Origin of the sequence: Streptomyces sp. NPDC048566 (assembly GCF_043199735.1) — a bacterium.
Classification (GTDB): domain Bacteria; phylum Actinomycetota; class Actinomycetes; order Streptomycetales; family Streptomycetaceae; genus Streptomyces.
Window position 1 is genome coordinate 477,948 of record NZ_JBICWL010000002.1, and the last position, 25,907, is coordinate 503,854.

At 74.3% G+C, this 25,907-nt stretch carries 22 protein-coding genes; 16 read left to right on the forward strand and 6 right to left on the reverse strand.

The features are described 5' to 3' along the window. Position 1: 1 nt before the first annotated feature. The gene (locus tag ACGFS9_RS05980) at positions 2-1,366 is read right to left on the reverse strand and encodes a ferric reductase-like transmembrane domain-containing protein (RefSeq protein WP_393251091.1); all 1,365 of its coding nucleotides are present in this window, start codon (positions 1,364-1,366) and stop codon (positions 2-4) included. Positions 1,367-1,584: 218 nt separating this feature from the next. On the opposite strand from ACGFS9_RS05980, the gene ACGFS9_RS05985 reads away from it, so the two are divergent. Together ACGFS9_RS05985 and ACGFS9_RS05990 are read left to right on the forward strand one after the other, a co-directional pair. Next, complete coding sequence (locus tag ACGFS9_RS05985) at positions 1,585-2,406, forward strand: response regulator transcription factor (protein WP_393251092.1); 822 nt, start codon at positions 1,585-1,587, stop codon at positions 2,404-2,406. Between the two features lie 80 nt (positions 2,407-2,486). Further along, a complete protein-coding gene (locus ACGFS9_RS05990) occupies positions 2,487-3,914 on the forward strand; it encodes a sensor histidine kinase (RefSeq protein WP_393251093.1) in 1,428 nt (475 codons plus the stop codon). A 15-nt stretch (positions 3,915-3,929) separates the two neighbouring features. On the opposite strand, the gene ACGFS9_RS05995 is transcribed toward ACGFS9_RS05990, so the two are convergent. Together ACGFS9_RS05995 and ACGFS9_RS06000 are read right to left on the reverse strand one after the other, a co-directional pair. Beyond that, positions 3,930-4,625, reverse strand: coding sequence for a L,D-transpeptidase (locus tag ACGFS9_RS05995; protein ID WP_393251094.1), 696 nt, complete (start codon positions 4,623-4,625; stop codon positions 3,930-3,932). A gap of 3 nt (positions 4,626-4,628) precedes the next feature. Further along, complete coding sequence (locus ACGFS9_RS06000) at positions 4,629-5,216, reverse strand: pyridoxamine 5'-phosphate oxidase family protein (protein WP_393251095.1); 588 nt, start codon at positions 5,214-5,216, stop codon at positions 4,629-4,631. Positions 5,217-5,358: 142 nt separating this feature from the next. Here ACGFS9_RS06000 and ACGFS9_RS06005 point away from each other — a divergent pair, with 142 nt between their 5' ends. From ACGFS9_RS06005 to ACGFS9_RS06025, 5 genes are all read left to right on the forward strand, one after another. Further along, the gene (locus ACGFS9_RS06005) at positions 5,359-6,552 is read left to right on the forward strand and encodes an argininosuccinate synthase (protein WP_393251096.1); all 1,194 of its coding nucleotides are present in this window, start codon (positions 5,359-5,361) and stop codon (positions 6,550-6,552) included. Positions 6,553-6,682: 130 nt separating this feature from the next. After that, on the forward strand, positions 6,683-8,131 hold the full coding sequence (argH, locus tag ACGFS9_RS06010) for an argininosuccinate lyase (RefSeq protein ID WP_393251097.1): 1,449 nt from the start codon (positions 6,683-6,685) through the stop codon (positions 8,129-8,131). Positions 8,132-8,271: 140 nt separating this feature from the next. Beyond that, complete coding sequence (locus ACGFS9_RS06015; protein ID WP_393251098.1) at positions 8,272-9,243, forward strand: aldo/keto reductase; 972 nt, start codon at positions 8,272-8,274, stop codon at positions 9,241-9,243. A 350-nt stretch (positions 9,244-9,593) separates the two neighbouring features. Continuing rightward, the gene (locus ACGFS9_RS06020) at positions 9,594-10,145 is read left to right on the forward strand and encodes a TetR/AcrR family transcriptional regulator (protein WP_393251099.1); all 552 of its coding nucleotides are present in this window, start codon (positions 9,594-9,596) and stop codon (positions 10,143-10,145) included. Continuing rightward, positions 10,142-11,659: an MFS transporter gene (locus tag ACGFS9_RS06025; protein WP_393251100.1), complete on the forward strand. Its 1,518-nt coding sequence runs from the start codon at positions 10,142-10,144 to the stop codon at positions 11,657-11,659. Before ACGFS9_RS06020 ends, ACGFS9_RS06025 begins: the two co-directional genes overlap by 4 nt. Positions 11,660-11,857: 198 nt before the next feature. Here the strand turns inward: ACGFS9_RS06025 and ACGFS9_RS06030 are convergent, their stop codons facing one another. Continuing rightward, positions 11,858-12,529 carry a lysophospholipid acyltransferase family protein gene (locus ACGFS9_RS06030; RefSeq protein WP_393251282.1) on the reverse strand — a complete coding sequence of 224 codons (672 nt, stop codon included), beginning with the start codon at positions 12,527-12,529 and terminating at the stop codon, positions 11,858-11,860. Positions 12,530-12,938: 409 nt separating this feature from the next. Here ACGFS9_RS06030 and ACGFS9_RS06035 point away from each other — a divergent pair, with 409 nt between their 5' ends. The 3 genes from ACGFS9_RS06035 to ACGFS9_RS06045 all read left to right on the forward strand — a co-directional run bounded on the left by ACGFS9_RS06035 (position 12,939) and on the right by ACGFS9_RS06045 (position 15,272). Beyond that, a complete protein-coding gene (locus ACGFS9_RS06035) occupies positions 12,939-14,114 on the forward strand; it encodes a glycerophosphodiester phosphodiesterase (RefSeq protein ID WP_393251101.1) in 1,176 nt (391 codons plus the stop codon). A gap of 101 nt (positions 14,115-14,215) precedes the next feature. After that, positions 14,216-14,722 (forward strand): sigma-70 family RNA polymerase sigma factor, encoded by a 507-nt coding sequence (locus tag ACGFS9_RS06040; RefSeq protein WP_393251102.1) that lies wholly within the window; start codon positions 14,216-14,218, stop codon positions 14,720-14,722. Positions 14,723-14,768: 46 nt separating this feature from the next. Next, positions 14,769-15,272: a GNAT family N-acetyltransferase gene (locus ACGFS9_RS06045; protein WP_393251103.1), complete on the forward strand. Its 504-nt coding sequence runs from the start codon at positions 14,769-14,771 to the stop codon at positions 15,270-15,272. A gap of 75 nt (positions 15,273-15,347) precedes the next feature. On the opposite strand, the gene ACGFS9_RS06050 is transcribed toward ACGFS9_RS06045, so the two are convergent. After that, positions 15,348-15,716 (reverse strand): hypothetical protein, encoded by a 369-nt coding sequence (locus ACGFS9_RS06050; protein WP_393251283.1) that lies wholly within the window; start codon positions 15,714-15,716, stop codon positions 15,348-15,350. 127 nt (positions 15,717-15,843) lie between these two features. Then, complete coding sequence (locus ACGFS9_RS06055; RefSeq protein ID WP_393251104.1) at positions 15,844-16,203, reverse strand: hypothetical protein; 360 nt, start codon at positions 16,201-16,203, stop codon at positions 15,844-15,846. 560 nt (positions 16,204-16,763) lie between these two features. On the opposite strand from ACGFS9_RS06055, the gene ACGFS9_RS06060 reads away from it, so the two are divergent. From ACGFS9_RS06060 to cobT, 6 genes are all read left to right on the forward strand, one after another. Continuing rightward, on the forward strand, positions 16,764-17,804 hold the full coding sequence (locus ACGFS9_RS06060; protein ID WP_393251105.1) for a methionine ABC transporter ATP-binding protein: 1,041 nt from the start codon (positions 16,764-16,766) through the stop codon (positions 17,802-17,804). Further along, positions 17,801-18,541 (forward strand): methionine ABC transporter permease, encoded by a 741-nt coding sequence (locus ACGFS9_RS06065; RefSeq protein WP_393251106.1) that lies wholly within the window; start codon positions 17,801-17,803, stop codon positions 18,539-18,541. The genes ACGFS9_RS06060 and ACGFS9_RS06065 overlap by 4 nt, the downstream gene beginning before the upstream one ends. 99 nt (positions 18,542-18,640) lie before the next feature. Further along, entirely contained in the window at positions 18,641-19,480 is an 840-nt protein-coding gene (locus ACGFS9_RS06070) for a MetQ/NlpA family ABC transporter substrate-binding protein (RefSeq protein ID WP_393251107.1), read from the forward strand. A 350-nt stretch (positions 19,481-19,830) separates the two neighbouring features. After that, positions 19,831-20,469 (forward strand): GNAT family N-acetyltransferase, encoded by a 639-nt coding sequence (locus ACGFS9_RS06075; RefSeq protein WP_393251108.1) that lies wholly within the window; start codon positions 19,831-19,833, stop codon positions 20,467-20,469. Positions 20,470-20,619: 150 nt separating this feature from the next. Continuing rightward, a complete protein-coding gene (cbiE, locus tag ACGFS9_RS06080; RefSeq protein WP_393251109.1) occupies positions 20,620-21,828 on the forward strand; it encodes a precorrin-6y C5,15-methyltransferase (decarboxylating) subunit CbiE in 1,209 nt (402 codons plus the stop codon). Between the two features lie 345 nt (positions 21,829-22,173). After that, positions 22,174-25,794, forward strand: a complete 3,621-nt coding sequence (cobT, locus tag ACGFS9_RS06085; RefSeq protein WP_393251110.1) for a nicotinate-nucleotide--dimethylbenzimidazole phosphoribosyltransferase — start codon at positions 22,174-22,176, stop codon at positions 25,792-25,794. Positions 25,795-25,907 lie beyond the last annotated feature (113 nt).

The window sequence follows — 25,907 nt, forward strand, 5'->3', positions numbered from 1 at the left end:
CTCACAGCTCGAACGACTCGTGGTGGATACGGCGGTCGGGGACGCCCGCGGCGCGCAGTTCGCGGTACAGGTCCCGGGACAGCTCGGGCGGCCCGCACAGGTAGACGTCGTGCTCGGCGACGTCCGGCACCGCCCCGCGCAGGGAGGCGGCGTCCAGCCGCGGCCGGGTGCCGTCGGCGTTGTTGACCGCGTACAGCACGCGTGCTCCGCGCCACCGCGCGATGGCCTCCAGCTCCGCCCCCAGGGCCAGGTCCCCGGCGGTGCGCGCCCGGTAGAGCAGGGTGAGCCGGCCGGGCAGTTCCTCGAACAGCGCGCGCAACGGGGTGATGCCGACGCCGCCGGCGATCAGCAGGGACTTCGGGGCGGTGCCGCGGTCGGCGGTCAGCGCGCCGTAGGGGCCCTCCGCCCACACCCGGGTACCGGGCCGCAGCAGCGCGACCGCCGCGCTGTGGCCGCCGAGCGCCTTCACGGTGATCCGCATGCGGTCGCCGCGGGGCGGGGCCGACAGCGAGTACGGGGTCGAGGTCCAGCGCAGGCCGTCGGCCAGGAAGCGCCAGCGGAAGAACTGGCCGGCCCGCGCCTCCAGCTCCGCCAGGTCCTCCCCGCGCACGACCACGGAGAAGACGCCGGGCGCCTCCTGCTGCACGGACTCCACCCGCAGCCGGTGGCGCAGGTTGAGCCGGACCGGGACCAGCACGCGGAACCACAGGACCAGCGCGGCCGTGCCGAGGTAGAGCGCGTACCAGGCCCCGCGGGCCACCGGGTTGCCCACGAAGTCCGAGCCGAGGGAGATCTGGTGGAAGAAGGCGAGGAACACCGCCGCGTAGGTGAGGAGGTGCACGTAGTACCAGAACTCGTGGCTGATCCGGCGGCGGGCGGCCCGCGCCGAGGTGATCCCGACGGCGAAGAGGATCACCGTTCCGGCCGTCGCCTTCAGCATGTCCGGGTAGTCGGTCACCACGCTGACCGCCTCGTGCACCAGGCCCGCCCCGTCCTGGGCGGCGTAGCCCAGGAGGATCAGGGTGACGTGCGCGACGAGCAGGCAGATCGTGTACCGGCCGGCCATGGCGTGCCAGCGGGACACCCGGTCGGAGCCGACGCGCCGCTCCAGCAGCGGCACCCGGGCCATCAGCGCCACCAGGACCGCGCAGGCGTATCCGCACAGCAGCCCGGTGATCCGCCCGGCGTCCGTCAGCCAGCCCGCCCGGCCCACCACCGACCCGGTGTCGGTCCACCACAGGGCGAGGACGGCTGCCGCCCCGGCCCAGAGCAGGGTGAGCAGCGCAGCCGCCGGCGAGCGCCGGCGGCGGCGCCCGTGCCCTCGCGTCGGGCGCGGGTCCGCCGCCCGTTCGTACACCGTGGCCATAGTCCGTCCTTCGTCCGGTGGTCCGGAGGGCAACGATGCGTCCGGAACCTCTGAGAAGGCTCTGAACAAGCCCGTTCGCCACGGACTCACAGGGAACTGAGAGCGGTGGGGCTCGCGGGGACGGGGCGCGGGGGAGCCGGCCGCGGGCGACTCAGAGGAAACTCAGAGGTGGTGGAGCGCGGCGGGAGCGGGCGGCAGGAGCGATGCTGGGGGGCGACATGAACACTTCCCTTCCCGGTCCCGGCGACGAGGCCCGCCCGGCCACCGCCGAGGCGGCCGAGGACCCCGCCGCGGCCCCCGTGCGCGGCGCCGGCAGGCCGCCCTCGCTGACCCGCCCCGACGGCACCCCGGTCCGGGTTCTGGTCGTCGACGACGACCCGGACCTGGCCGAGGTCCTCTCCGGCGTGCTGCGCTACGAGGGCTGGCGGGTCGGCACCGCCGGCGACGGCGCCTCCGCCGCGGCCGAGGCGCGTGCCCTGCTCCCCGACGCCGTGGTGCTCGACGTCATGCTGCCGGACACCGACGGCTTCGCGGTGCTGCGCGACCTGCGGACCGTCCTGCCGGACGTGTGCGTCCTGTTCCTCACCGCGCGCGACGCGGTGGAGGACCGCATCACCGGCATCACGGCGGGCGGCGACGACTACGTCACCAAGCCGTTCAGCCTGGAGGAGGTCGTCGCCCGGCTGCGCGGACTGCTGCGCCGCGCCGGGATGGCCCGCCGGGCCGACGAGGGACCGCGCCTGGTGGTCGGGGACCTCGCGATGGACGAGGAGGCCCGCGAGGTGACCCGCGGCGGCGACCTGGTGGAGCTGTCGCCGACCGAGTTCGAGCTGCTGCGCTTCCTGATGCGCAACCCGCGCCGGGTGCTCAGCAAGGCGCAGATCCTCGACCGCGTCTGGTCCTACGACTTCGGCGGCCGGGCCCATGTGGTGGAGCTGTACATCTCCTATCTGCGCAAGAAGGTCGACGCGGGCCGCGAGCCCATGATCCACACGGTGCGCGGAGCCGGATACGTGATCAAGCCGGCGGGCGGCCGATGAGCCGCTCGTGGCGGACGACCGCCGCGAGGGCGGGAGGCCGGGCCGCGGCGGCGCTGCGCGCCCTGCCGCGCCCGCGGAGCATGCGCGCCCGCCTCACCGCCGGGCTCGTGGTGCTGCTCGCCGTGAGCTGCGCGGCCGTCGGGGTGGCGGCCGTCTACGAGCTGAACGGCTTTCTGACCGGCCGCCTCGACCAGCAGCTCCAGGACGCGGGGCCGCGCTTCGCGGCGAGTCTGGAGCACGGCTCGGCCCGGCCCTCCGACCACGACGGCGACGAGAACGGCGACAGCCGCCGGCAGAGCACGGGCACCTTCGGCGCGCGGGCGGCCGGTGGGGACGTCACCAACGCGGCGGTGGTGACGGCGGACAGCACCCCGGCGGTGCGCAGCGTGGAGCTGACCGCGTCCGACGAGGCGTCCCTGCTCGCCGTTCCCGCGGACGGCGCGGGGCACACCGTCGAGCTGTCGTCGCTCGGCGACTACCGCGTGCTGGCGGTGCGCGGCCGGGACGGCGACGTCCTGATCACCGGCCTGCCCACCGAACCGGTGGAGGCCGCCGTCCACCGGCTGGTCCTGGTCGCCGCCCTGGTCTTCGGGGTGGCCCTCGTCGTCACCGGCGTGGCCGGCGCCCTGTGGGTGCGCTGGTCGCTGCGTCCGCTGAACCGGGTCGCCGCGACGGCCACCCGGGTCAGCGAACTCCCGCTGGCCAGCGGCGAGGTGGCCCTGCCGGAACGGGAACCGGCGTCCGACCCGCGCAGCGAGGTGGGCCGGGTGGACGCGGCCTTCGACCGGATGCTCGGCCACGTCGGGGACGCGCTGACCAAGCGGCACGCGAGCGAGGAGCGGCTGCGCTCCTTCGCTGCCGACGCCAGCCACGAACTGCGCACCCCGGTCGCCACCGTGCGCGGCCACGCCGAGCTGGCGCTGCTGCATCCCGGGCCGGTGCCCGCCGCCGTGCACCGGGCCCTGGAGCGGATCGCGGCCGAGTCGGCGCGGATGGGCGAGATGGTGGACGAACTGCTCCTGCTGGCCCGGCTGGACGCCGGCCGGCCGCTGGAGCGGCTGCCCGTCGACCTCACCCACCTGGTGCTGGACGCGGTCGCCGACGCCCGCGCGGTCGGCCCCGGCCACCGGTGGGTGCTGGAGCTGCCGGAGGAGCCGGTGACGGTGTCGGGCGACGCCCACCGGCTCCAGCAGGTTCTGGCGAACCTGCTGGCCAACGCCCGGGCCCACACGCCCGACGGCACCCGGGTGACGGTCTGTCTGGAGGCCGTCGGCCCGGCGGCCGTGCTGACGGTGCACGACGACGGCCCCGGGGTCGCCGAGGACGTGCTGCCCGGCGTCTTCGAGCGCTTCACCCGCGCCGACCGCCGGCGTACGGACGGCGCGGGCGGCGGCGCCGGGCTCGGGCTGTCGATCGTGGCCGCCGTGGTGGAGGCGCACGGCGGCACGGTGGCCCTGGACAGCCGTCCCGGCTCGACCACCTTCACCGTCCGCGTCCCGACCGTCTGACGCGGCGGCGGGGGATCAGTACCGGGTCAGCGCCGTCGCCCCGTCCTCGGTCCCGATGGCGATGTGCGGCGCGCGGGCCGGGTCGGCCCAGGTAAGCAGGCGGCGCATCGCCTCCGCCGGCACGGACACGCAGCCGGCCGTCGGCCCTTTCCCGTCGACGTGCAGGAAGATCCCGGCACCGCGCCCCCGCACCGGCCGCGCGTAGTTGAAGCCGATCACGAAGGCGTGCGCGTACTGCGTCCGGTAGGTGATCAGGTGCTCGGACTCGGCGGCCCGGCAGTCGGCGGGACGCGGTTCGGTCCAGCGGTTGTAGGACCGGGAGTCGTTGTCCTGGCACCACCAGGAGTCCTGGTGCACGGGCCGGTAGGGCATCGCGGTCCCGGCGGGCGCGGCGCCGGTGCCGAACGCGTAGGGCAGGTCGTACAGGCCGGTGGGCGTCGTGTCCGTGCCCTGGCGGCGCGCGCCGCCCTCGACGAGTCCCCTCGCCCCGAACCGGGCGGGTGCCGAACCCGCCCGCACCCAGCGCCCGCCGCGCCGGTCCCACCAGGTGAGGGTGCCGGACGTGGCGCTCGCGTGCGGCGCCTGCGCGGTGATCAGCTGGCCGCCCCCGCCGGTGTCGGCCATCGCCTCGGGCAGTTCCCGCGCCGGCGGCCCGCCCGGGGCCAGGGCGAGCAGGGACGCGGACGCGAGGGCGACGGCTGCGGGGCGCATGGCTCAGACCGTACTGGGGGGCAGGGGCAGCGGCAGTCCGGGCAGGCCGTCCAGGCTCGTCGCGATGTGCTCCTTCCTGGTGAAATACGCGTCGAGGGAGGCGTCGTCCTCACGGGCGAAGCGCTGGGCGTGCAGGTCGCGGTCCTCCTCGTAGGCCATGAAGGGCACGGCGTAGCCGCAGGAGTCGCGTATCAGCTCGGCGGTGACGACGACCACGGCGCGCAGACCGTGCGCGGTGGGGTCGATGCCGGGGAAGCGGCCGAGGAGCCCGGCGAACCGGGGGTCGTCGCGGAAGACGGGCTCGCCCCGGCCGTGCACCCGCACGATGCCGGGCGGCCCCTGGAAGGCGCACCACATCAGGGTGATCCGGCCGTTCTCCCGCAGATGCGCGATGGTCTCGGCGTTGCTCCCGGCGAAGTCCAGGTAGGCGACGGTCCGCTCGTCGAGCACGGCGAACGAGCCGGAGAGGCCCTTGGGGGAGAGGTTGACCGTGCCGTCGCCGGACAGCGGCGCGGTGGCGGTGAAGAAGACGGGCTGGGCCTCGATGAACGTGCGGAGGCGGCCGTCGATGCGTTCGTGAGTCTTTCCCATGGTCCGGGAGCATCGCGGAAAACCGTTCGCCTGTCTCAGGAGTTCGCATGTCGCGGAAGGGCGGCGGAGCGCCACGTTGACGAATCATGCAGAGTGCTGCATACTCATGCATGTCAGCGAATGCACTGTTGAGGAGAATCCCGTGACCGAGCGCGTCGTACTCGCCTACTCAGGCGGTCTGGACACCTCCGTCGCCATCGGCTGGATCGCCGAGGAGACGGGCGCCGAGGTCATCGCCGTCGCGGTCGATGTCGGCCAGGGCGGCGAGGACCTGGACGTCATCCGCAAGCGCGCCCTCGCGTGCGGCGCCGTCGAGGCCGAGGTCGCGGACGCCAAGGACGAGTTCGCCGACGAGTACTGCCTCCCGGCGATCAAGGCCAACGCCCTCTACATGGACCGCTACCCGCTGGTCTCGGCCCTCTCCCGGCCGACCATCGTCAAGCACCTCGTCGCCGCCGCCCAGAAGCACGGCGCCACCACCGTCGCCCACGGCTGCACCGGCAAGGGCAACGACCAGGTGCGGTTCGAGGCCGGCATCGTCGCCCTCGCCCCCGACCTCCGGTGCATCGCCCCGGTCCGGGACTACGCGATGACCCGGGACAAGGCGATCGCCTTCTGCGAGGACAAGCAGCTCCCGATCGCCACCACCAAGAAGTCCCCGTACTCCATCGACCAGAACGTCTTCGGGCGCGCGGTCGAGACGGGCTTCCTGGAGGACATCTGGAACGCCCCGATCGAGGACATCTACGAGTACACCTCCAACCCGGCCGAGCAGCGCGAGGCCGACGAGGTCGTCATCAGCTTCAGGGAAGGCGTGCCGGTCGCCGTCGACGGCAAGCCCGTCACCGTCCTCCAGGCCATCCAGCAGCTCAACGAGCGCGCCGGCGCCCAGGGCATCGGCCGGATCGACATGGTCGAGGACCGGCTCGTGGGCATCAAGTCCCGCGAGGTGTACGAGGCTCCGGGTGCGATCGCGCTGATCACCGCCCACCAGGAGCTGGAGAACGTCACCGTCGAGCGCGAACTGGCCCGGTACAAGCGGCAGGTCGAGCAGCGCTGGGGCGAACTGGTCTACGACGGCCAGTGGTTCTCCCCGCTCAAGCGCGCCCTGGACGGCTTCATCGCGGAGGCCAACCAGCACGTCAACGGCGACATCCGGATGACCCTGCACGGCGGGCGCGCCGTCGTCACCGGCCGGCGCTCCGACACCTCCCTCTACGACTTCGAACTCGCGACGTACGACACGGGCGACACGTTCGACCAGGCCGCGGCCAAGGGCTTCATCGACATCTACAGCCTGTCGTCGAAGATCGCCGCCAAGCGGGATCTGGCGTAACCGGTAGGAGACTTGGCGCGGGCCGTGTCGTGTCCGCCGCCCGGTCTCCCGAGCACTAGCCTGGCCACCGCCTCCCCACGCACGCGTGGGGAGGCGGTGGCACATCCACACCTTTCGAGGAGCAACGCAAGTGAGCAGCAACAGCGGTGACGTCCGGCTCTGGGGCGGACGGTTCGCCGACGGTCCCGCCGAGGCCCTGGCCAAGCTGTCCGCCTCGGTCCACTTCGACTGGCGCCTCGCGCCGTACGACATCGCCGGATCGCGTGCCCACGCGCGCGTGCTGCACCGGGCGGGCCTGCTCACCGAGGACGAGCTGACCCGGATGACCGCGGGCCTCGACCGGCTGGAGGCGGACGTCGCCGACGGCTCCTTCGTCGGCACCGTCGCCGACGAGGACGTGCACACCGCCCTGGAGCGCGGCCTGCTGGAGCGCCTCGGCGCCGACCTCGGCGGAAAGCTGCGGGCGGGCCGTTCGCGCAACGACCAGGTCGCCACGCTGTTCCGGATGTACCTGCGCGACCACGCCCGGATCATCGGCGGGCTCGTCGCCGACCTCCAGGAAGCGCTCGTCGGCCTCGCCGAAGCGCACGGGGACGTGGCGATGCCCGGCCGGACCCACCTCCAGCACGCCCAGCCGGTGCTCTTCGCCCACCACGTCCTCGCGCACGTCCAGTCGCTCTCCCGGGACGCGGAGCGGCTGCGCCAGTGGGACGAGCGGACCGCCGTCTCGCCCTACGGATCGGGCGCCCTGGCCGGCTCCTCGCTCGGCCTCGACCCGCAGGCCGTGGCCGAGGACCTGGGCTTCGAGCGCGGCAGCTCCGCCAACTCCATCGACGGCACGGCCTCCCGCGACTTCGCCGCGGAGTTCGCCTTCGTCACCGCGATGATCGGGGTGAACCTCTCGCGGATCGCCGAGGAGGTCATCCTCTGGAACACGAAGGAGTTCTCCTTCGTCACCCTGCACGACGCGTTCTCCACCGGCTCCTCGATCATGCCGCAGAAGAAGAACCCGGACATCGCGGAGCTGGCGCGCGGCAAGTCGGGGCGCCTGATCGGCAACCTGACGGGGCTGATGGCGACGCTCAAGGCGCTGCCCCTCGCCTACAACCGCGACCTCCAGGAGGACAAGGAGCCGGTCTTCGACTCCTGCGACCAGCTGGAGGTCCTGCTGCCCGCCTTCACCGGCATGATGGCCACGCTGACCGTGCACCGCGAGCGCATGGAGGAGCTGGCACCGGCCGGCTTCTCGCTCGCCACCGACATCGCCGAGTGGCTGGTCCGCGAGGGCGTGCCGTTCCGTGTGGCGCACGAGGTCGCCGGCGCGTGCGTGAAGGTCGCCGAGGCGGAGGGCAAGGAGCTCGACGAGCTGACGGACGAGCAGTTCGCCGCGATCTCCCCGCACCTGACGCCGCGGGTGCGCTCCGTCCTCGACGTGCCCGGCGCCCTCGCCTCCCGCGACGGCCGCGGCGGCACGGCGCCCGCCGCGGTCGCCGTCCAGCTCGCCGAGGTCAAGGCGGACCTGGCAACCCAGCGGGACTGGGCCGGCGCCGGGCGCGGGCGGCGGCCCGCCGCCGGCTGAGAGGCGCGGACCGGCCGCCGTAGGGGAGGGCAGGCCGTACGGCGGCCGGTCGCGTGCCCGGGGGCGGGTGCCGTACGGCGGCGGGTCCGGCGGGTTACGTTGGTCGGGAGCCCAGAGGAGCCGACCGAAACGGAGCCGCGATGCCCTTCGCACGCCTCGCCGCAGCCACGACGCCCACCGCCCGCATCGGTCTGGGGCTCGCCGCCGTCGGCCGGCCCGGCTACATCAACCTCGGCCGGGAGGAGGACCTCCCGGCCGGCCGCAGCGTCGAGGACCTGCGCGAGCGCACCCGCGAACTCCTCGACGCCGCGTACGCCCAGGGCGTGCGCTACATCGACGTCGCCCGCTCCTACGGGAGGTCCGAGGAGTTCCTCGCCGACTGGCTGCGCGGCCGGCCCGACGCCGACGACGTCGTCGTCGGCAGCAAGTGGGGCTACACGTACACCGCGCAGTGGCGCACCGACGCCGAGGCCCACGAGGTCAAGGACCACGGACTCGCCACCTACCGGCGCCAGCGCGCCGAGACCGCCGGCCTGCTCGGCGACCGTCTCGACCTCTACCAGATCCACTCGGTGACCCCGGACAGCCCGGCCCTCACCGACAAGGAACTGCACGCCGCGCTCGCCGAGGCGGCCTCCGAGGGGCTGTCCGTCGGCTTCTCCACCAGCGGACCTGCCCAGGGCGACGCGATCCGCGCCGCGCTCGCCGTGACCGTCGACGGCGAACCGCTCTTCCGCACCGTCCAGTCCACCTACAACGTCCTGGAGACCTCGGCGGCGCCCGCGCTGGCCGAGGCCCACGACGCGGGCCTGACGGTGATCGTCAAGGAGGGCATGGCGAACGGCCGGCTCGCGGAGCCGCACGCCCCCGAGGCGCTGCGGACCGTCGCCGCGGAGACGGGCCTGGGCTGCGACGCGGTGGCCCTCGCGCTGGCCCTGCGGCAGCCCTGGGCGGGCGTGGTGCTCTCGGGCGCCGCCACCGTGAACCAGCTCGCCTCGAACCTGCACGCCGCCGTCGTCGACCTCGACGAGGGGCAGCTCGACCGGCTCGGCACCGTCGCGGAGGAGCCCGCTGCCTACTGGGAGCGCCGCGGACAGCTCCCCTGGCACTGACCCCCGGGCCGCCGGAACCGGGCCGGCCGGCGGCGGACCCAGGGCGGCCCCGGGAGCGACCCCGACCCGGGCGCGGCCCTGCCGTCCCCGGGCCCCCGAGCGCGTGTCCGGCCGGCGGGGCGGACGGCCCCGGCCGGCGGAGGTGTGTCGGCCTCCCCGGCTGCCGGCCGGGCCGAGGCGCGCTCCCCGCGGCCCACCCTGCCCGGCGCGGGACACCGGTACCCCGGGCGGGCCCCGCCCGGGGTACCGGTGTGTTCCCGTGCGGCCACGAGGAGTCCCGGAGCCGCCACTTCTGATACATCTCGGAACCATATGAGACATCAATGTCTCATATGGTGTACCGTTGTCTCATGGCTGTCGATCGTGACCAGGTGCTGCGCAGCGCGGCCGCCCTGCTGACCCGCAAATCCACCGCGACCATGGACGAGGTCGCCAAGGCCGCCGGGATCAGCAGGGCCACGCTGCACCGTCAGTTCGCGGGGCGTGACGCGCTCGTCAGAGCGCTGGAGGCGCTCGGCATCGAGGAGTGCGAGGCGGCGCTGGACGCGGCCCGGCTGGACGAGGGCACCGCCCGGGACGCGGTGCGCCGCCTGGTGCGGGAACTGGAGCCGGCCGCCGGCCTGCTCGCGTTCCTCTACACCGAGAACCAGCTGTTCGAGGGCGAGGGGCAGCACGAGGGCTGGGCCCGGCTGGACGCCCGGATGGCCGCGCTGTTCCGGCGCGGCCAGCAGAGCGGCGAGTTCCGCATCGACCTCAGCCCGCCCTGGCTCACCGAGGCCCTGTACGGCCTGATGGCCTCCGCCTCCTGGGCCGTCGCGGAGGGCCGCATCGCCGCCAACGACTTCCACCACATGATCGTCGAGCTGCTGCTCGGCGGCGCGCTCCGGAGAGAGGAACCATGACCAGCACCCTGCGGCCGGCCGTCGCGGCGGAGACGGAGAAGCGCCCGGGCCGCTGGCTCGCGCTCTGCGTCCTCGTCCTCGCCGTGCTGCTGGTGGCCGTCGACGCGACCGTCCTCGGCCTCGCGACCCCGTACATCAGTGAGGACCTGAAGCCCTCGGGCACGCAGCTGCTGTGGATCGGGGACGTCTACTCCTTCGTCATCGCCGGTCTGCTCGTCTCCATGGGCAGCCTCGGCGACCGCATCGGCCGCAAGAAGCTGCTGCTCCTCGGGGCCACGGCGTTCGGCCTGATATCCGTGCTCAACGCCTACGCCACGACACCGGAGATGATGATCGTGGCCCGGGCGCTGCTCGGCGTCGCGGGCGCGACGCTGATGCCCGCGACGCTCGCCCTGATCCGCAACATCTTCCACGACCCGCGCGAGCGCAGCCTCGCCATCGGCATCTGGGGCGCGACGGCCTCCGCCGGCACCGCCGTCGGCCCCGTGGTCGGCGGCTTCCTGCTCGAACACTTCTGGTGGGGATCGGTCTTCCTCATCAACCTGCCGGTGATGGTGGTCCTGGTGCTCGTCGGCGTGCGGCTGCTGCCCGAGTCGAGGAGTGCCGGGCACGGGCCCTGGGACCTGCTCAGCGTGACGCTGTCCCTGGTCGGCGTGATCGGTGTGGTGTACGCGGTCAAGGAGGCCGCCGCGCACGGCCCGAGCGGCACGGGCCTCGCCACCGGTCTGCTCGGCGTGTCCGCGCTCGTCTGGTTCGTCCGGCGCCAGCTGACGCTTCCCGCACCGCTGCTGGACGTCCGCCTCTTCCGCAACCGGGGCTTCTCCGGCGCCGTGCTCGCCGACCTGTTCACCGTCCTCGGCCTGTCCGGCCTGGTGTTCTTCCTCTCCCAGTACCTGCAACTCGTGCAGGGGCGGGGACCGTTCGAGGCCGGGCTGGCGGAGATCCCCGCCGCCGCGGGCGCCGTGGCCGCCGGTCTGGTGGCCGGCCGGTACGCCCGCCGGTTCTCCGTCCGCGCCGTGGTCTCCGGCGGTCTCGCCGCGGTGGGCCTCGCGCTCGGCACGCTCACCCTGCTCGGCACCACGACGGGGTACCCGGTGCTCGGCGCCGCGCTGCTCGTCGTCGGTGTCGGCGCCGGCTTCTCCTTCACGGTGACCGCCGACGTCATCCTGTCCGCGGTCCCCAAGGACCAGGCGGGCGCCGCGTCCGCCGTCTCCGAGACGGCGTACGAACTCGGCGCGGCCCTCGGCATCGCGCTCCTCGGCTCCGTCGTGACCGGCGTCTACGCCGGCTTCACCGGCCCGGCGGGCACCCCCGCGGCGGCGCGCGAATCCCTGGGCGGGGCGGTCGAGGCGGCGGGGAACCTGCCCGCCCCGACCGCCGAGGCGATGCTCGGCGCGGCCCGCCAGTCCTTCGTGGACGGGCTGGCGCTCGCGTCCGGCGCGGGAGCCGTCGTCCTGCTCGCCACCGCGGTGGCGGCCTGGTTCCTGCTGCGCGGACAGCGGCTGGAGACGTGACGGGACGGCCGGCCCGCCCGGCGCTGCCCGGCGGCGGATGCGCGGAGGGCGCACCCGGCGCGGCGGCCGGCCGGTCCGCGGTCGCTCCGGGACCGCGTCCCCCGCACGCCGGCGACACGGTAACGGGGTGGGCCCGGCCGGCTCCCACCGGTCGGGCCCACCCCGTGTCCGCGGCGTGCGGGCGGGCCGGTCGCCCGGCTAGGCCGCCTTCGCCTTGGTGGCGTACATGTCCACGTACTCCTGGCCGGACAGCCGCATGACCTCGGTCATCACCGAGTCGGTCACGGCGCGCAGCACGTAGCGGTCGCGGTCCATGCCCTCGTAGCGGGAGAACTCCATCGCGGGACCGAAGCGGACGGTGACCCTGCCCGGCCGCGGGATGCCCGCGCCGCCCGGCTGGAGCTTGTCCGTGCCGATCATCGCGAAGGGGACGACCGGGGCCCCGGTCATCAGGGTCAGCCGGGCGATGCCGGTACGGCCGCGGTAGAGGCGGCCGTCGGGGGAGCGGGTGCCCTCGGGGTAGATGCCGAAGACCCTGCCCTCCTCCAGGATGCGGCGGCCGGTCATCAGCGCGGCGACACCGCCGTTGGCGCCGTCCCGGTCCACCGGGATCATGCCGACGCCGGTGAAGAACCACGCCATGAGCCGGCCCTTGAAGCCCTTGCCGGTGACGTACTCGTCCTTGCCGATGAACAGCACCTGCCGGTCGCAGACCAGGGGGAGGATCATCGAGTCGATGAACGTGAGGTGGTTGCCGGCCAGGATCACCGGACCGTCGCCCGGAATGTGCTCCACGCCCTCCACCCGAGGACGGAACATCAGGCGCATGATCGGTCCGAGCGCTGCCTTGATGAGCGCGAAGCGGGACAACGGGCTGCCCTCCGGTGTCAAGGGATCGGTATGGAGTCTGTGCAGGTGAGGACGATACTCGCGGTTCCCGGGTGATTGCACATCGGGTTCACCGGGCCGATACGCACTGGTGACGCACGTTCACCTGCGGTGGCGTGCCCGCGGGCCGCCGACATCGGGGCGAAACGATGTGACGGACATCGCGCGCCGCACCGGCGAACGGGTGACCCCGCCACGGTCCGCCGCCCGCTCGCCTCCACCGTCCGGGTACCCCCGCCCGGAGTCCCGAAGCCGACGAACCGTCAGCGTCCGCGTCCGGCGACCCGCCGGAGCACCGACTGTTCCGCCGCAGGTCTCCCTCCCGTCACACGGGGGCACCTACGATCGACCCGCTGCGACAGGCAGGGCACCTACGGCGGGAGGACCACGCATGGCAACGCAGGAGGCGAACGGCCCGGAGGCGCAGGGCGGGGAGCGGGCGACGGCGCGGCGGGCGCTGCTCGGGGCCGCGGTGCTCGGCGCGGGCGGGGCCGTCCTCGGACTGCCGGGCACGGCGCGGGCCGGCGACCGGCACGGCGGCGGGTACCGGAGCCTGCCGAAGCCGACGATCATCGGCCACCGGGGCGCCAGCGGGTACCGTCCGGAGCACACCTTCGGCTCCTACCAGCTCGCCCTCGACCTCGGCGCCGACGTCATCGAGGCCGGCGACCTCGTCCCGACCCGGGACGGCCATCTCGTCTGCCGCCACGAGCCGGAGATCGGGGGGACCACCGACGTCGCCGCGCACCCCGAGTTCGCCGGCCGCAGGACCACCAAGGTGCTCGACGGCGTCTCCACCACCGGCTGGTTCACCGAGGACTTCACGCTCGCGGAGCTGAAGACCCTGCGGGCCGTCGAACGCATCCCCGCCAACCGCCCGCACAACACCCTCTACGACCGGCGCTGGGAGATCCCCACCTTCGAGGAGGTGCTCCGCTGGCAGGACGAGCAGACGCGCAAGCGCGGCAAGCAGGTCTGGATCTATCCCGAGACCAAGCACCCCACCTACTTCCGGGCGCTCGGCCTCGGCCTGGAGGAGCGCGTGGCCCGGCTGCTGCGCAAGCACGGCAAGGACCGCAAGGACTCGCCGGTCATCCTCCAGTCCTTCGAGCCGAGCAGCATCCAGCGGCTGGACAAGCTGGTCGGCAACCCGCTCGCCGTGCTGCTCTCGGGTGCGGGCACCCGCCCGTGGGACTTCGTCTCCACGGGCGACCCGCGCACCGTGGCCGACCTGATCACGCCCGCGGGACTGCGCTGGATCGCCTCGTTCGCCCAGGGCATCGGCCCCACGCTCGACCTGATCATCCCCAAGGACGCGGACGGCAGGCTGACCGAGCCGACCACGCTCGTCGCCGACGCGCACCACGCGGGCCTGATCCTGCACCCGTACACCCTGCGCAACGAGAACCCCTTCCTGCCGGCGGACTTCCGCAAGGGCACCGACCCCACGGGCTACGGGGACGCCTTCGGCGCCTTCCGGACCTACTTCGCCACCGGCATCGACGGCGTCTTCTCCGACAACGCCGACACCGCCCTGCTCGCCCGCGCCGACTTCCTCGCCCGCTGAACCGCCGCCCGGACCGTCAACCGGCGCGCCCCGCACCCCGGATGGGGTGACAACCGGCCGTCCCGGCAACCTCGCGCCGGGGCGGCCGCGTCGTGCCGCACATGATCCACGAGATGGTTTCCGCGCTCCGGCCGCTGCTCGCCGCCGAGGCTTCGGCCGAGGCCCACGCCTCCGGCACCGAGCAGAGCGACCTCGAACAGGCCGTCTGGCTGCGCCTCCTGGAGCGCCTGGACACCACCGGTCCGCCCGCCGACCCGCCGGGCTGGCTGCGCCGCACGGTGCGTTCCGAGGCCCGCCGCAGCCGTCGCGCCGCGCACATCGAGCAGCCGTACGCGGTCGAGCCCGCGGACGAGCGGTGCCCCGGCCCCGAGCAGCAGGCGATGAGCGCCGAGCGGCGCCGTCGGCTGCACGAGGCCGTGCGCCGGCTTCCGCGCCGCTGCCGGGGGCTGATGGCCGCGCTGCTCGCCCCGGAAGACCTCACGTACCGGGAGATCGCGGGCGAGTTGGGTATCTCACAGGGCAGTCTCGGCCCGGAACGTTCCCGATGCCTGGGATGTCTGCGGCGATTGCTCGCCGCGGAGGTTGCGGCCCGGAGAGGACGGGGATAGGAGTGGGGGACAACCGGATGAACAGGTGAGCGGGAGGCATGCACACATGGGCATGAGCGTGACCATCTCGGCGGCGACCGAGCAGGACGCGGAACAGATCCTGAAGCTGCAGTACCTCTGCTATCAGTCCGAGGCCGAGCTGTACGGCGACTACGGCATGGAGCCGCTCACCCAGTCGCTCGACTCCCTGAAGGCCGAACTCGCGGACGGCACGGTCCTGGTGGCCCGGCTCGGCGAGGAGGTGGTGGCCTCCGTGCGCGGCAGCGTCGACGCCGCCGGGACGGCGCGGATCGGCAAGCTCATCGTGCACCCGCGCCTGCGCCGGCACGGCCTCGGCGGACGGCTGCTCGCCGCGATCGAGGCCCGCCTGGCCGCCGACGGTGCCGCCACGTCCTTCCAGCTGTTCACCGGCCACCGCAGCGAGCACAACCTGCGCCTGTACCGCCGGCACGGCTACGCGCCCGTCTCCCGGGAGCAGGTCGACGACCGGCTGACGCTGGTGACCCTCGCCAAGGGAGCCGACAGCGCGGCGTACGCCACCAGCGCCTGAGGACACCGGACGGCTCCCGCCCCCGGGTGGGAGCCGCACCCCCGCGGCCCGACCCGGACCCGGCGGTGGGCCGCCTCAGCCGGCCGTGGCGCGCGCCCTGCGCAGCCAGTACATCGCCGACAGCGGCAGCAGGACCGGGATGAAGAGGTAGCCCATACCGTAGTCGGACCACACGGTGGCGTCGGGGAAGGCGGACGGCTCCACCAGGGTCCAGGTCCCCACCACCAGCACCCCGGCGAGTTCGGCGGCGCAGCACACCAGCGCCGCCCGGCGCGCCTTCTCCCCGCCGCGCACGAGCGAGTACGTGATGAAGCCGTAGACGACGCCGGCGACCGCGGAGAGCGAGTAGGCGAGCGGCGCCTTGCCGAACTCCGTGGAGATCTGCACGGCCGAGCGCGAGAGAGCGCCCACCACCATCACGCCGTACAGCCAGACCAGCAGCATGCCCGGCCCGCGGATGAGCCGGGTGCGTCCGCCGGAGGCCGGCTCCTGCGGCGCCGCGGGGGCAGGCCCGTCCGATCCGTTCCGCTCGTCGTGAGGCATGCTCGCGTTCTCCTCCGTGGCCGTCATCTCAGCCTCCCCAGATGTCGTGGAGCCGTACTTCGAGCACGGCCAGGACGACGCCGCCCGCCGCCACCGTCACCGAACCCCACCGGGTGCGCTCCGCCAGCGACATGAATCCCACGGCGGGCACGCACGCGAAGGCGCCGAGCAGATACGCCACGAAGATCGTCGTGCCCTGGTCCGGCTTCTCGCCGCGCGCCAGTTGGACCACGCCGACCACCAGTTGGACCGCGGCCAGCAGGGACACCACGGCCATACCGATGAAGTGCCAGTCCTTCGTCGGCTGGTCGCGGTAGGCGGCCCAGCCGCACCAGGCGGCGAGCGCGAGCGCGGCGACGGCCGTCGCGACCGTCAGGGCATCAAGCATGCCGCGACCCTATTACGGTCCAAACGGCCCGGCGTGCCCGCCCCCGCCCGGCCGGCCGGGCGGGGGCGGGCGTGGCGTTGACCACACCGCACCGGGCCCGCACGCGGACGCCGGCACCCGGGCCGCCGCCCTCTCCGCCCCGTCCGCACCGGCCGGACGCGGCCGGTGCCGGGCGCCGCGCCCCGACCCGACGGCACCCCACAGTGTCCGCATAGCGGACACGGCGGACGGGACCCCTCCCCACGTCTGCTTTACTTCCTTTCATGACCACGACGAGCAGCCGCATCCTGGCGACCGAGGCGACCATGACGCCCGGTGCTCGCTGTATGTGTCGAATGTGCGCCTTCTAGAGGGCCCCCGCACCACCATCTGATCCCGCGCCCCGAAGCGGGATCGCAGCCCCCTGTGTCCGTACCCGCTACGCGACCGCGCTGCCCCACGCACACACCCTCCCCCCCCCGGCGGTCCGCCGGCGCGGGAACCGTGCCGCGTTCCCTCCCGCATGCACCCGTGCCCCGGCGTACCCGCACGCCCGCACTCGACAGTGACGGAAACACCCAGTGATCACGACAACGGGCCTGACCAAGGTCTACCGCTCCCGCGGCCGTGAAGTGACCGCCCTCGACGGCGTCGATCTGCATGTCCGCGAAGGCGAGGTGTTCGGCGTCATCGGCCAGTCCGGCGCCGGCAAGTCCTCCCTCATCCGCTGCGTCAACCTCCTGGAGCGCCCCACCGCCGGCACGGTCACCGTCGCCGGCCGCGACCTCACCGCCCTCGCCGGACGCGGCCCCCGCGCGGGCCGCGAACTGCGCCGGGCCCGCAGCCGGATCGGCATGGTCTTCCAGCACTTCAACCTGCTCTCCTCGCGGACGGTGCAGGACAACGTCGAGCTTCCGCTGGAGATCCTCGGCGTCTCGGGCCGGCAGCGGTCCGCCAAGGCGCTCGAACTGCTGGACCTGGTCGGCCTGTCCGACAAGGCCGGGTCCTACCCCGCGCAACTGTCCGGCGGACAGAAGCAGCGGGTCGGCATCGCCCGCGCCCTCGCCGGCGACCCCGAGGTGCTGCTCTCCGACGAGGCGACCAGCGCCCTCGACCCCGAGACCACCCGTTCCATCCTCGGCCTGCTGCGCGACCTGAACCGGGACCTGGGCCTGACCGTCCTGCTCATCACCCACGAGATGGACGTCGTCAAGTCGGTGTGCGACTCCGCCGCCCTGATGGAGGGGGGCCGGGTCGTGGAGTCCGGCACGGTCGGCGAACTCCTCGCCGCCCCCGGCTCGCAGCTGGCCTCCGCCCTCTTCCCGGTCGGCGGACGGGCCGGCGGCGAGGACCGCACGGTCGTCGACGTCACCTTCGTCGGGGAGGCCGCCGGCCGGCCGGTCATCTCGCAGCTCTCGCGCACCTACGACATCGACATCTCGATCCTCGGCGCCGCGATGGACACCGTCGGCGGTCGTCAGGTCGGACGGATGCGCATCGAACTGCCCGGGGCGTACGAGGAGAACGTCGTGCCCGTCGGCTTCCTGCGCGAGCGGGGACTGCGCGTCGACGTCGTCGAACAGCCGGCGCGGCCCGCGCCGGTGAAGGAAGGTGCCAAGTGACCTGGACCGAGATGCAGCCCCTGCTGTCCCAGGCGTGCTGGGACACGCTCTACATGGTGGGCTGGTCCACGCTCATCGCCATCGCCGGCGGACTGCCGCTCGGCGTCCTGCTCGTCCTCACCGACCGCGGGGGGCTGCTGCAGAACGTGGTCGTGAACAAGACCGCCGGGCAGATCGTGAACGTCGCCCGCTCCCTGCCGTTCATCATCCTCATGGTGGCGCTGATGGGCTTCACCCGCACGATCACCGGGACGACCATCGGCCGGGAGGCGGCCATCGTGCCGCTCGCCGTCGGCGCCGTCCCGTTCTTCGCGCGCCTGGTCGAGACGGCGGTCCGCGAGGTCGACGGCGGACTCGTCGAGGCGGTCCAGGCGATGGGCGGCACCACCTGGACCGTGGTGCGCAAGGTCCTCGTCCCGGAGGCGCTGCCCTCGCTGATCTCCTCGGCGACCACCACCGTCGTCGCCCTCATCGGCTACTCCGCGATGGCCGGCACGGTCGGCGCCGGCGGCCTCGGGGACATCGCGATCCGCTACGGCTACCAGCGCTTCGAGACCGGAATGATGTGGATCACGGTGGCGATCCTCGCCGTCGTCATCTCCGTCATCCAGTTCGCCGGCGACCGCGCGGCCCGCGGACTGCACCGGCGGGGCGGCCACACGGGCGCCGCCCCGAGGCTGCGCCTGCGGCTGCCGAGGTCCCGCGAGACCGCCGCCGGCCCGGGCGAGACCGCCTGACCGCCGTCCGGCCCGCCCCGGCCGCGCGCACCCACCCCCCCGAATGTCCCCGCTCACCTCGTGACGGGGCGGTACCACCCCTGAGGAAAGGCACTTTTCGTGCGTAACACCGTCAAGATCACCACCGCAGTCCTCGCCGCCGGAGCCCTCACCCTCGGGCTCTCCGCCTGCGGCTCCGGCAAGGACTCCGCGTCCTCCTCCGCCGGCACCGGCGGCCCGCTCGTCGTGGCCGCCAGCCCCGTCCCGCACGCCGAGATCCTGGACTTCGTCAAGAAGAACCTGGCGAAGAAGGCGGGCCTGGACCTGGAGGTCAAGGAGTTCCAGGACTACATCGTGCCGAACACGGCGACCGAGGACGGCTCGGTGGACGCCAACTACTTCCAGAACCAGCCCTACCTCGACGACTTCAACAAGAAGCGCGGCACCCACATCGTGCCCGTCGTCACGGTGCACCTGGAGCCGCTGGGCCTCTACTCCCACAAGGTGGAGAGCGCCGACGCCCTCAAGAGCGGCGCGACCGTCGCCGTCCCGAACGACGCGGTGAACGAGGCGCGCGCCCTGCAACTGCTCGCCTCCAAGGGCCTGATCACCCTCAAGGACGGCACCGGCACCGAGGCGACCCCGCAGGACATCTCCCGGAACCCGAGGAAGCTGCGGTTCAAGGAGGTCGAGGCAGGGCTGACCCCCCGTGCCCTGGACGACGTGGACGCCGCGGTGATCAACGGCAACTACGCCATCTCCGCCGGCCTGAAGCCCGCCGCCGACGCCCTCGTCCTGGAGTCCGCGAAGAAGAACCCCTACGGCAACTTCCTCGCCGTGGAGAAGGGCAACGAGAACGACCCGCGCGTGAAGAAGCTCGCGAAGCTCCTCACCTCGCCCGAGGTCGCGAAGTTCATCGAGGACAAGTACGCCGGCTCCGTCGTCCCCTCCTTCTCGTAGGCGGGCGCCGGACGTTCGGCCGACCGCCCAAGGACCGTCCCGTCGATCCCCGGCGGGCGCACGACGACGGCCACGGCACCCCGCCGCGTTGCCGGACCGCCCGTAAGGACCCGGTACGCGGACGGCCCTCCGCCGTGCGATGCGCCGGGTCCGACGCCGCGCGCTGATCCACCGGGGGTGACGGGAAGCCCCCGGGGCCCTCGCGCGCGGCCGGTCACCGTACGGGGTCCACTCCATCACCGGGAGTGGACCCCGTTGTGCGGTTCGGTGGTTTCATGCTGCATGCTGGGCAGTTCAGCGGACCTGGCGGTTCATCAGGTCCGAAGTCCCCGACGGTTACGGAGCGTCGCATGACGAGCACCTTCCCCGACATCTCCATCAGCACGGAGCGGTTGGTCCTGCGTGCGCTCGACGAGGACGACGTCGCTCCGCTGGCCGAGATGATGAACGACGAGATGGTGGCCGCCTGGACCTCCATCCCGCAGCCGTTCACCGAGGACGGCGCCCGCGACTGGGTCACCGACTACGCGCCCACGGAACGCGCCGCGGGACGCGGACTCGACCTCGCCGTCACCGAGTTCCTCACCCAGCGGCTGGTGGGCGTCGTCCAGCTGGGCAAGACGAACTGGCGGGTCCGCTCCACCGAGCTGTCGTACATCATCGCCCCCTGGGCGCGCGGCGAGGGGTACGCCTGCGAGGCCGCGCTCGCCACCGCCCGGTGGCTCTTCCACGACCAGAAGTTCGAGCGCCTCGAACTGCGCACGGCCGCCGACAACACCGCCTCCCAGCAGGTGGCCCAGAAGATCGGCTGCATCAGCGAGGGCGTCCTGCGCAACGCCTGCATAGCGCGCACCCGGACCGACGACGGCGGCTGGACCGACCTGCGCACCGACTTCATCGTGTGGAGCCTGCTGCCCGAGGACCTGGAGGACACCGGCGACCACCGGGCCGACGCCGCCGGATACACCTCGTACGCCGACTGGAACTGACCCCGGCGGGCAGAGGACCACCGGACCGCGGGACCGGGCGCGTCTCTCCGCCGCACCGGCTCGGCGCGGTCCGGACGCACCAGGTACCCTCACGGAGCCCGCTCGGGCCGGACCCGACGACCCGCGACGACCCTCTGGAGACTGACGACGATGGCCGACCGGGTCACGGTGATCGGCTGGGACGGCTCACCGCTCACCGCGGCGGCACGCTCCGCCCTCGGCGCCGCCACACTCGTCGCGGGCGCGCCGCACCATCTCGGGCTCCCCGAGGTGCCCCGCAGCGCGGAACGCGTCCGGCTCGGCAGTGTCGGGCTCGCCGCCCGGCGCATCGCCGGCCACCGCGGGACCGCCGTCGTCCTCGCCGACGGAGACCCGGGGTTCTTCGGCGTCGTCCGCACCCTGCGCGCGCCGGAGTTCGGCCTGGAGGTCGAGGTCGTCCCCGCCGTCTCCGCCGTGGCCGCCGCCTTCGCCCGCGCCGGAATGCCCTGGGACGACGCCCAGGTGGTCGTCGCCCACGGGCGCACGCTGCGCCGCGCGGTGAACGTGTGCCGCGCCCATACCAAGGTCGCCGTCCTCACCTCGCCCGGAGCGGGCCCCGCGGAACTCGGACTGCTGCTCGACGGGGTGCACCGCACCTTCGTCATCTGCGAGGAACTCGGCACACCGGACGAGCGGGTCACCATGCTGACCTCGGACAAGGCGGCCGACCACAGCTGGCGCGACCCCAACGTGGTGATCGTCATCGGCGGCGCCACGGCCACCGCCGAAGGGGGCTGGATCGCCGGCGGCGAGCCCGGCGCCGGGCCGCGCGGCTGGGCGCTGCCCGCCCAGGCGTACGGCGGCGCGCTCGGCGAGGGCGAGACGGAACTGCTGCGCTCGGCCCAACTCGCCCGCCTCGGGCCGCGGGTCGGCGACCTCGTCTGGGACATCGGCTGCGGCAGCGGCGCCTTCGCCACCGAGGCCGCCCGCACCGGCGCCGCCGTCATCGCGGTCGACCGCAGCCCCGGCGCCTGCGCCCGCACCGAGCACGCCGCCCGCCGCTTCGGGGTGCAGATGCAGATCGTGCGCGGGAACGCGCCGCACGCCCTGGAGGACCTGCCCGAACCCGACGTCGTGCGCGTGGGCGCCGGGGGAGCGGCGGTCGTCTCCGCCGTCGCCGACCGCCGCCCGCAGCGCATCGTCACGCACGCCGCCACCCGCGACGCCGCCGAACTCGTCGGCCGCGACCTGACCGAACACGGCTACGACGTCGAGTGCGCCCTCATCCAGTCCGTCGAACTCGACACGAGGGCCTGGACGGAGAAGGAGCGGAGCGTCGCGTTCCTGCTCAGCGGCCGTCTGCCCGATCGCGCCCCGTGATCCTGTTGTCGTACTGCGCGCGGTAGGCTGGCCGATCGTTGTACCGCTCCCGAGGGGTCGGCCTTTCGTAGGCCAATGTCCGGAAAACCCGCCCGTTTTGAGGCGTGTGTGGTACGGCAGAACCGGAGGACGCGCAACGTGGCGCAGTCCACAGCGCATGCTCGCGGATCACGCTGTCGCGAGAGCGGGACGGCCGGGACAATGCCAGTCGATGGCTTTGTCGTCTTTCTCGGCCGGTCGTTCGTGCCGCTGGGCACGCACGCTCGTTCTTCACTGCGGGGCGGTCGGTGCGCCGTTCCGGGCGAGCTGGACTAGGAAGCACTAACCGATGGGCGAGGGGTACGCATGACCGACACCGGCCAGGTCCCGGGCGAGGGAATGCCGGAGGGCGCAGGCATGGTGGAGCAGCCGGGCGTCGCCGCGCCGGGTGCGTACGCCTACCTCGACCCCTCCGCGGGCTCCGCGGAGGACGACGACCTCCTGCTGCTCCCGGGCGCCCCCGGCGCCCAGGGCGCCTGGGGCAACGAGGTGCCGCCGCCGGCGCCCATGCCCTTCGCCCACGAGCCCGGCCCGCACGAGGCGGCCGGCCGCGACACCGGCTCCGTCGACCTCGGTGCCGTCCGCACCGTGGCACCGGCACCCCCTCAGCAGCCCGTTCCGCCCCGCCGCCCGCTGCACCTCGGCCCGCCGACGCCGGACGGCTCCTCCAGCCCGGTGCGGTCGCTGGCCGACCGCGGACCCGCGGGCGCCCGGCCCGGCTCCGTGGCCGCGCCGGTCGCCCCGGCGCGGCACGCCGGCCCGGTGACCGCGGGACCCGAGTACCTCGACACCGCCGCGGCCGGCGACACCGCGCCGCAGGGTGCCGTGCCCTGGGGCGCTCCGCAGGCCGGGCCGGAGGCCGTGGCCGCGGAGCCGGTCGTCCCGCAGGCCGCCGCCGGGCCCGGTCCGGACCCCGCGGCGCCCGACCCGGCCGGCGCGGCCCAGGAGACCGGGCACGCGCACGCTCCCGGCCACGGCGCGGCCCCGGACGACGCGACCCCGCCGGCCGCCCCGTCCGCCCCGTCCGCCGAGGCGTCCCTCGACCTCCAGGACGTCGAGCCGCCCGCCGCCGGCGAGCCCGGCCCGGAGGCGGTGCCCGCAGCGGACGGTCCGTCCGGCCCGCCGGTCTCCGACGCCCCGCAGTTCCCGGACGCCCCCGCCACCCTGGGCTCCCCGGACGCCGTTCCGGCCACCCCGGACGCCGTTCCGGCCACCCCGGACGCCGAGCCGGCGGCCCTCGCCGACCCCGGCCCGGACGTGCACGCGCCGGATCTCCCGGCGCACGCGGACACCGAGCCCGCCGACGAGCCGTACCCGGCCCCCGACGCTCCCCTCGCGGCGGCGCCCCAGGAGCCCGGCGAAGCGGCGCGGTACGCCGAACCCGCCGCGCCGGAGGGCGCGGTCCCGGACCAGGCCGCCGCCTCCGTCCCGGACCCGAGCGCCCCGCACCTCGCCGAAGCGCCCCGTCCGGACGCCCCGCAGACCCACGCCCAGCCCGGCTTCGACCCGTCCGGGTCCGCGCTGTCCGCCCTGGCCGCGCACACCGCCGGGGCCTCGCACGGCCGCCCGGTCGACGGCCTCGACGCCGTCCCGCAGGGCGCCGTGCAGCCCGCGGAGGGACCGGCCGCCGCCACCGTGAACGGGGCATCGCCCGCGGCGGACGAGGTCCCCGCGGCCGTGTTCACCACCGAGGACGGCCCGGACGCCGGTTCCGTGCCGGTCGGCGTCGCCGCGCATGCCGTCCACCCTGAGCCGGGCGAGCCGCACCAGGCGGACGCCGCCGGGGACGCCGAAGCCCTCGCGGCCCCCTCGCCCGCGCCGTCCGCGGACGACTCCGTCGGCCGGTTCGCTCCGGTGGAGGGCCAGGTGGCGGCCTCCGCGCACCTCGCCCCGACCCCGGCGCACGCCATGACGGCGCCGCCGCTGCCCGCCGAGCCGGTCGCCGAACCGCAGCCGGCGGACCCCGGACCCGAGCCCGTCGCGCATCTCGCGCCGGCCCCGGAGCCGCCCGCCGGCCCCGTGGCCCCGGACCTCGGATCCGCCGAGGGGGCCGTTCCCGCCCCGCGCGAGGCGGAGGCCGGTCCCGTGCCGTCCGACGCCGAACCGGAGCCCGTCGCCGCGCAGCGCGCGGAGGACCTGGACACCCGGGGCGCCGGCCAGGAGGAGCACACGGCCGCGGAGGCCGGCCCCGGCGGCCCGGCGGCCCCCGGCTACGACGACGCCGAACGCGAGGCCGTGCTGCGGGTGATGCGCGAGCGCCGCGACATCCGCAACGGCTTCCGCGGCGACCCCATCCCGCACGACGTGCTGCTGCGGGTCCTGGAGGCCGCGCACACCGCGCCCTCCGTCGGGCACTCCCAGCCCTGGGACTTCGTCGTCATCCGCTCCGCCGAGACCCGGCGCAGCATGCACGAACTCGCCCAGCGGCAGCGCGAGGCCTACGCCAAGTCGCTCCCCAAGGGCCGCGCCAAGCAGTTCAAGGAACTGAAGATCGAGGCCATCCTCGACACCCCGGTGAACATCGTCGTCACCGCCGACCCGACCCGCGGCGGCCGCCACACCCTGGGCCGCCACACCCAGCCGCAGATGGCGCCCTACTCCTCCGCCCTCGCGGTCGAGAACCTGTGGCTCGCCGCCCGCGCCGAGGGCCTGGGCGTCGGCTGGGTCAGCTTCTTCGACGAACGCGAGATGGTCCGCGCGCTCGGGCTCCCCGACCACCTGGAGGTGGTCGCCTACCTGTGCGTCGGGTACGTCGACGAGTTCCCCGACGAGCCCGAGCTGATGCAGGCCGGCTGGTCCAAGCGGCGGCCGCTGTCCTGGGTGGTGCACGAGGAGACCTACGGCCGGCGCGCCCTGCCCGGCGAGGAGCCGCACGACCTGCTCGCCGAGACCGTCTCCAACATCCGCCCGCTGGACGCCAAGGCGCTCGGCGAGGCGTGGGAGCGCCAGAAGCGGATGACCAAGCCCGCCGGGGCCCTCGGGATGCTGGAGATCATCTCCGCGCAGCTCTCCGGCCTCTCCCGGATGTGCCCGCCGCCGATCCCGGAGCCGGCCGCCGTCGCGATCTTCGCCGGGGACCATGGCGTGCACGCGCAGGGCGTCACCCCGTGGCCGCAGGAGGTCACCGGGCAGATGGTGGCCAACTTCCTCGGCGGCGGGGCGGTCTGCAACGCCTTCGCCAACCAGGTCGGCGCCGAGGTCTGCGTCATCGACGTGGGCGTCGCCTCCGACCTGCCGGCCACCCCCGGACTGCTGCCCCGCAAGGTCCGGGCCGGCACCGCCGACATGACGACCGGTCCGGCGATGACCCGCGAGGAGGTCGTCGCGGCCGTCGAGGTGGGCATCGAGACGGCCCGCGACCTCGTCGCCGCCGGCAACAAGGCGCTGCTGACCGGAGAGATGGGCATCGCCAACACGACCGCCTCGGCCGCCCTGATCGCCGTCTACACCGGGGCCGACCCCGCCGAGGTCACCGGACGCGGCACCGGGATCAACGACGAGACCCTCGCCCGCAAGACCGAGGTCGTGCGCCGCGCCGTCGAACTGCACGGACCGGACCCCGCCGACCCCATCGGCGTCCTCGCCGCCGTCGGCGGCCTGGAGCACGCGGCCATGGTCGGGCTCCTGCTCGGCGGAGCCTCCCTGCGGACACCGGTGATCCTGGACGGCGTGAGCGCCGGCGCCGCCGCCCTGGTGGCCCGGGCGATCGCCCCCGAGGTGCTGGCCGCCTGCATCGCCGGCCACCGCAGCGCCGAGCCCGGTCACGTCGCCGCCCTCAACAAGCTGGGCCTGCGGCCGCTGATCGACCTCGACCTGCGCCTCGGCGAGGGAACCGGGGCCCTGCTCGCCCTGCCGGTGGTGCAGAGCGCGGCCCGCGCCATGCACGAGGTGGCGACGTTCGACTCGGCCGGCGTGACCGAGAAGTAGGTCCGCCGGCGGCGGCCGGGGCGGGCGGGCGAGCGCCCGCCCACCCGGCTCCGCCGTACTCTGGACGCACGCCTAAGATCCCCACGTCAGGGCCGCTCCGAAGCCGCGGCGCG

Excerpts from the sequence above, each read along its gene's own strand:
- ACGFS9_RS05980 (WP_393251091.1), bottom strand. The coding sequence starts at position 1,366 with ATGGCCACGGTGTACGAACGGGCGGCGGACCCGCGCCCGACGCGAGGG.
- ACGFS9_RS05985 (WP_393251092.1), top strand. The coding sequence starts at position 1,585 with ATGAACACTTCCCTTCCCGGTCCCGGCGACGAGGCCCGCCCGGCCACC.
- ACGFS9_RS05990 (WP_393251093.1), top strand. The coding sequence starts at position 2,487 with ATGCGCGCCCGCCTCACCGCCGGGCTCGTGGTGCTGCTCGCCGTGAGC.
- ACGFS9_RS05995 (WP_393251094.1), bottom strand. The coding sequence starts at position 4,625 with ATGCGCCCCGCAGCCGTCGCCCTCGCGTCCGCGTCCCTGCTCGCCCTG.
- ACGFS9_RS06000 (WP_393251095.1), bottom strand. The coding sequence starts at position 5,216 with ATGGGAAAGACTCACGAACGCATCGACGGCCGCCTCCGCACGTTCATC.
- ACGFS9_RS06015 (WP_393251098.1), top strand. The coding sequence starts at position 8,272 with ATGCCCTTCGCACGCCTCGCCGCAGCCACGACGCCCACCGCCCGCATC.
- ACGFS9_RS06020 (WP_393251099.1), top strand. The coding sequence starts at position 9,594 with ATGGCTGTCGATCGTGACCAGGTGCTGCGCAGCGCGGCCGCCCTGCTG.
- ACGFS9_RS06025 (WP_393251100.1), top strand. The coding sequence starts at position 10,142 with ATGACCAGCACCCTGCGGCCGGCCGTCGCGGCGGAGACGGAGAAGCGC.
- ACGFS9_RS06035 (WP_393251101.1), top strand. The coding sequence starts at position 12,939 with ATGGCAACGCAGGAGGCGAACGGCCCGGAGGCGCAGGGCGGGGAGCGG.
- ACGFS9_RS06040 (WP_393251102.1), top strand. The coding sequence starts at position 14,216 with ATGATCCACGAGATGGTTTCCGCGCTCCGGCCGCTGCTCGCCGCCGAG.
- ACGFS9_RS06045 (WP_393251103.1), top strand. The coding sequence starts at position 14,769 with ATGGGCATGAGCGTGACCATCTCGGCGGCGACCGAGCAGGACGCGGAA.
- ACGFS9_RS06050 (WP_393251283.1), bottom strand. The coding sequence starts at position 15,716 with ATGCTGCTGGTCTGGCTGTACGGCGTGATGGTGGTGGGCGCTCTCTCG.
- ACGFS9_RS06055 (WP_393251104.1), bottom strand. The coding sequence starts at position 16,203 with ATGCTTGATGCCCTGACGGTCGCGACGGCCGTCGCCGCGCTCGCGCTC.
- ACGFS9_RS06075 (WP_393251108.1), top strand. The coding sequence starts at position 19,831 with ATGACGAGCACCTTCCCCGACATCTCCATCAGCACGGAGCGGTTGGTC.
- cbiE (WP_393251109.1), top strand. The coding sequence starts at position 20,620 with ATGGCCGACCGGGTCACGGTGATCGGCTGGGACGGCTCACCGCTCACC.
- cobT (WP_393251110.1), top strand. The coding sequence starts at position 22,174 with ATGACCGACACCGGCCAGGTCCCGGGCGAGGGAATGCCGGAGGGCGCA.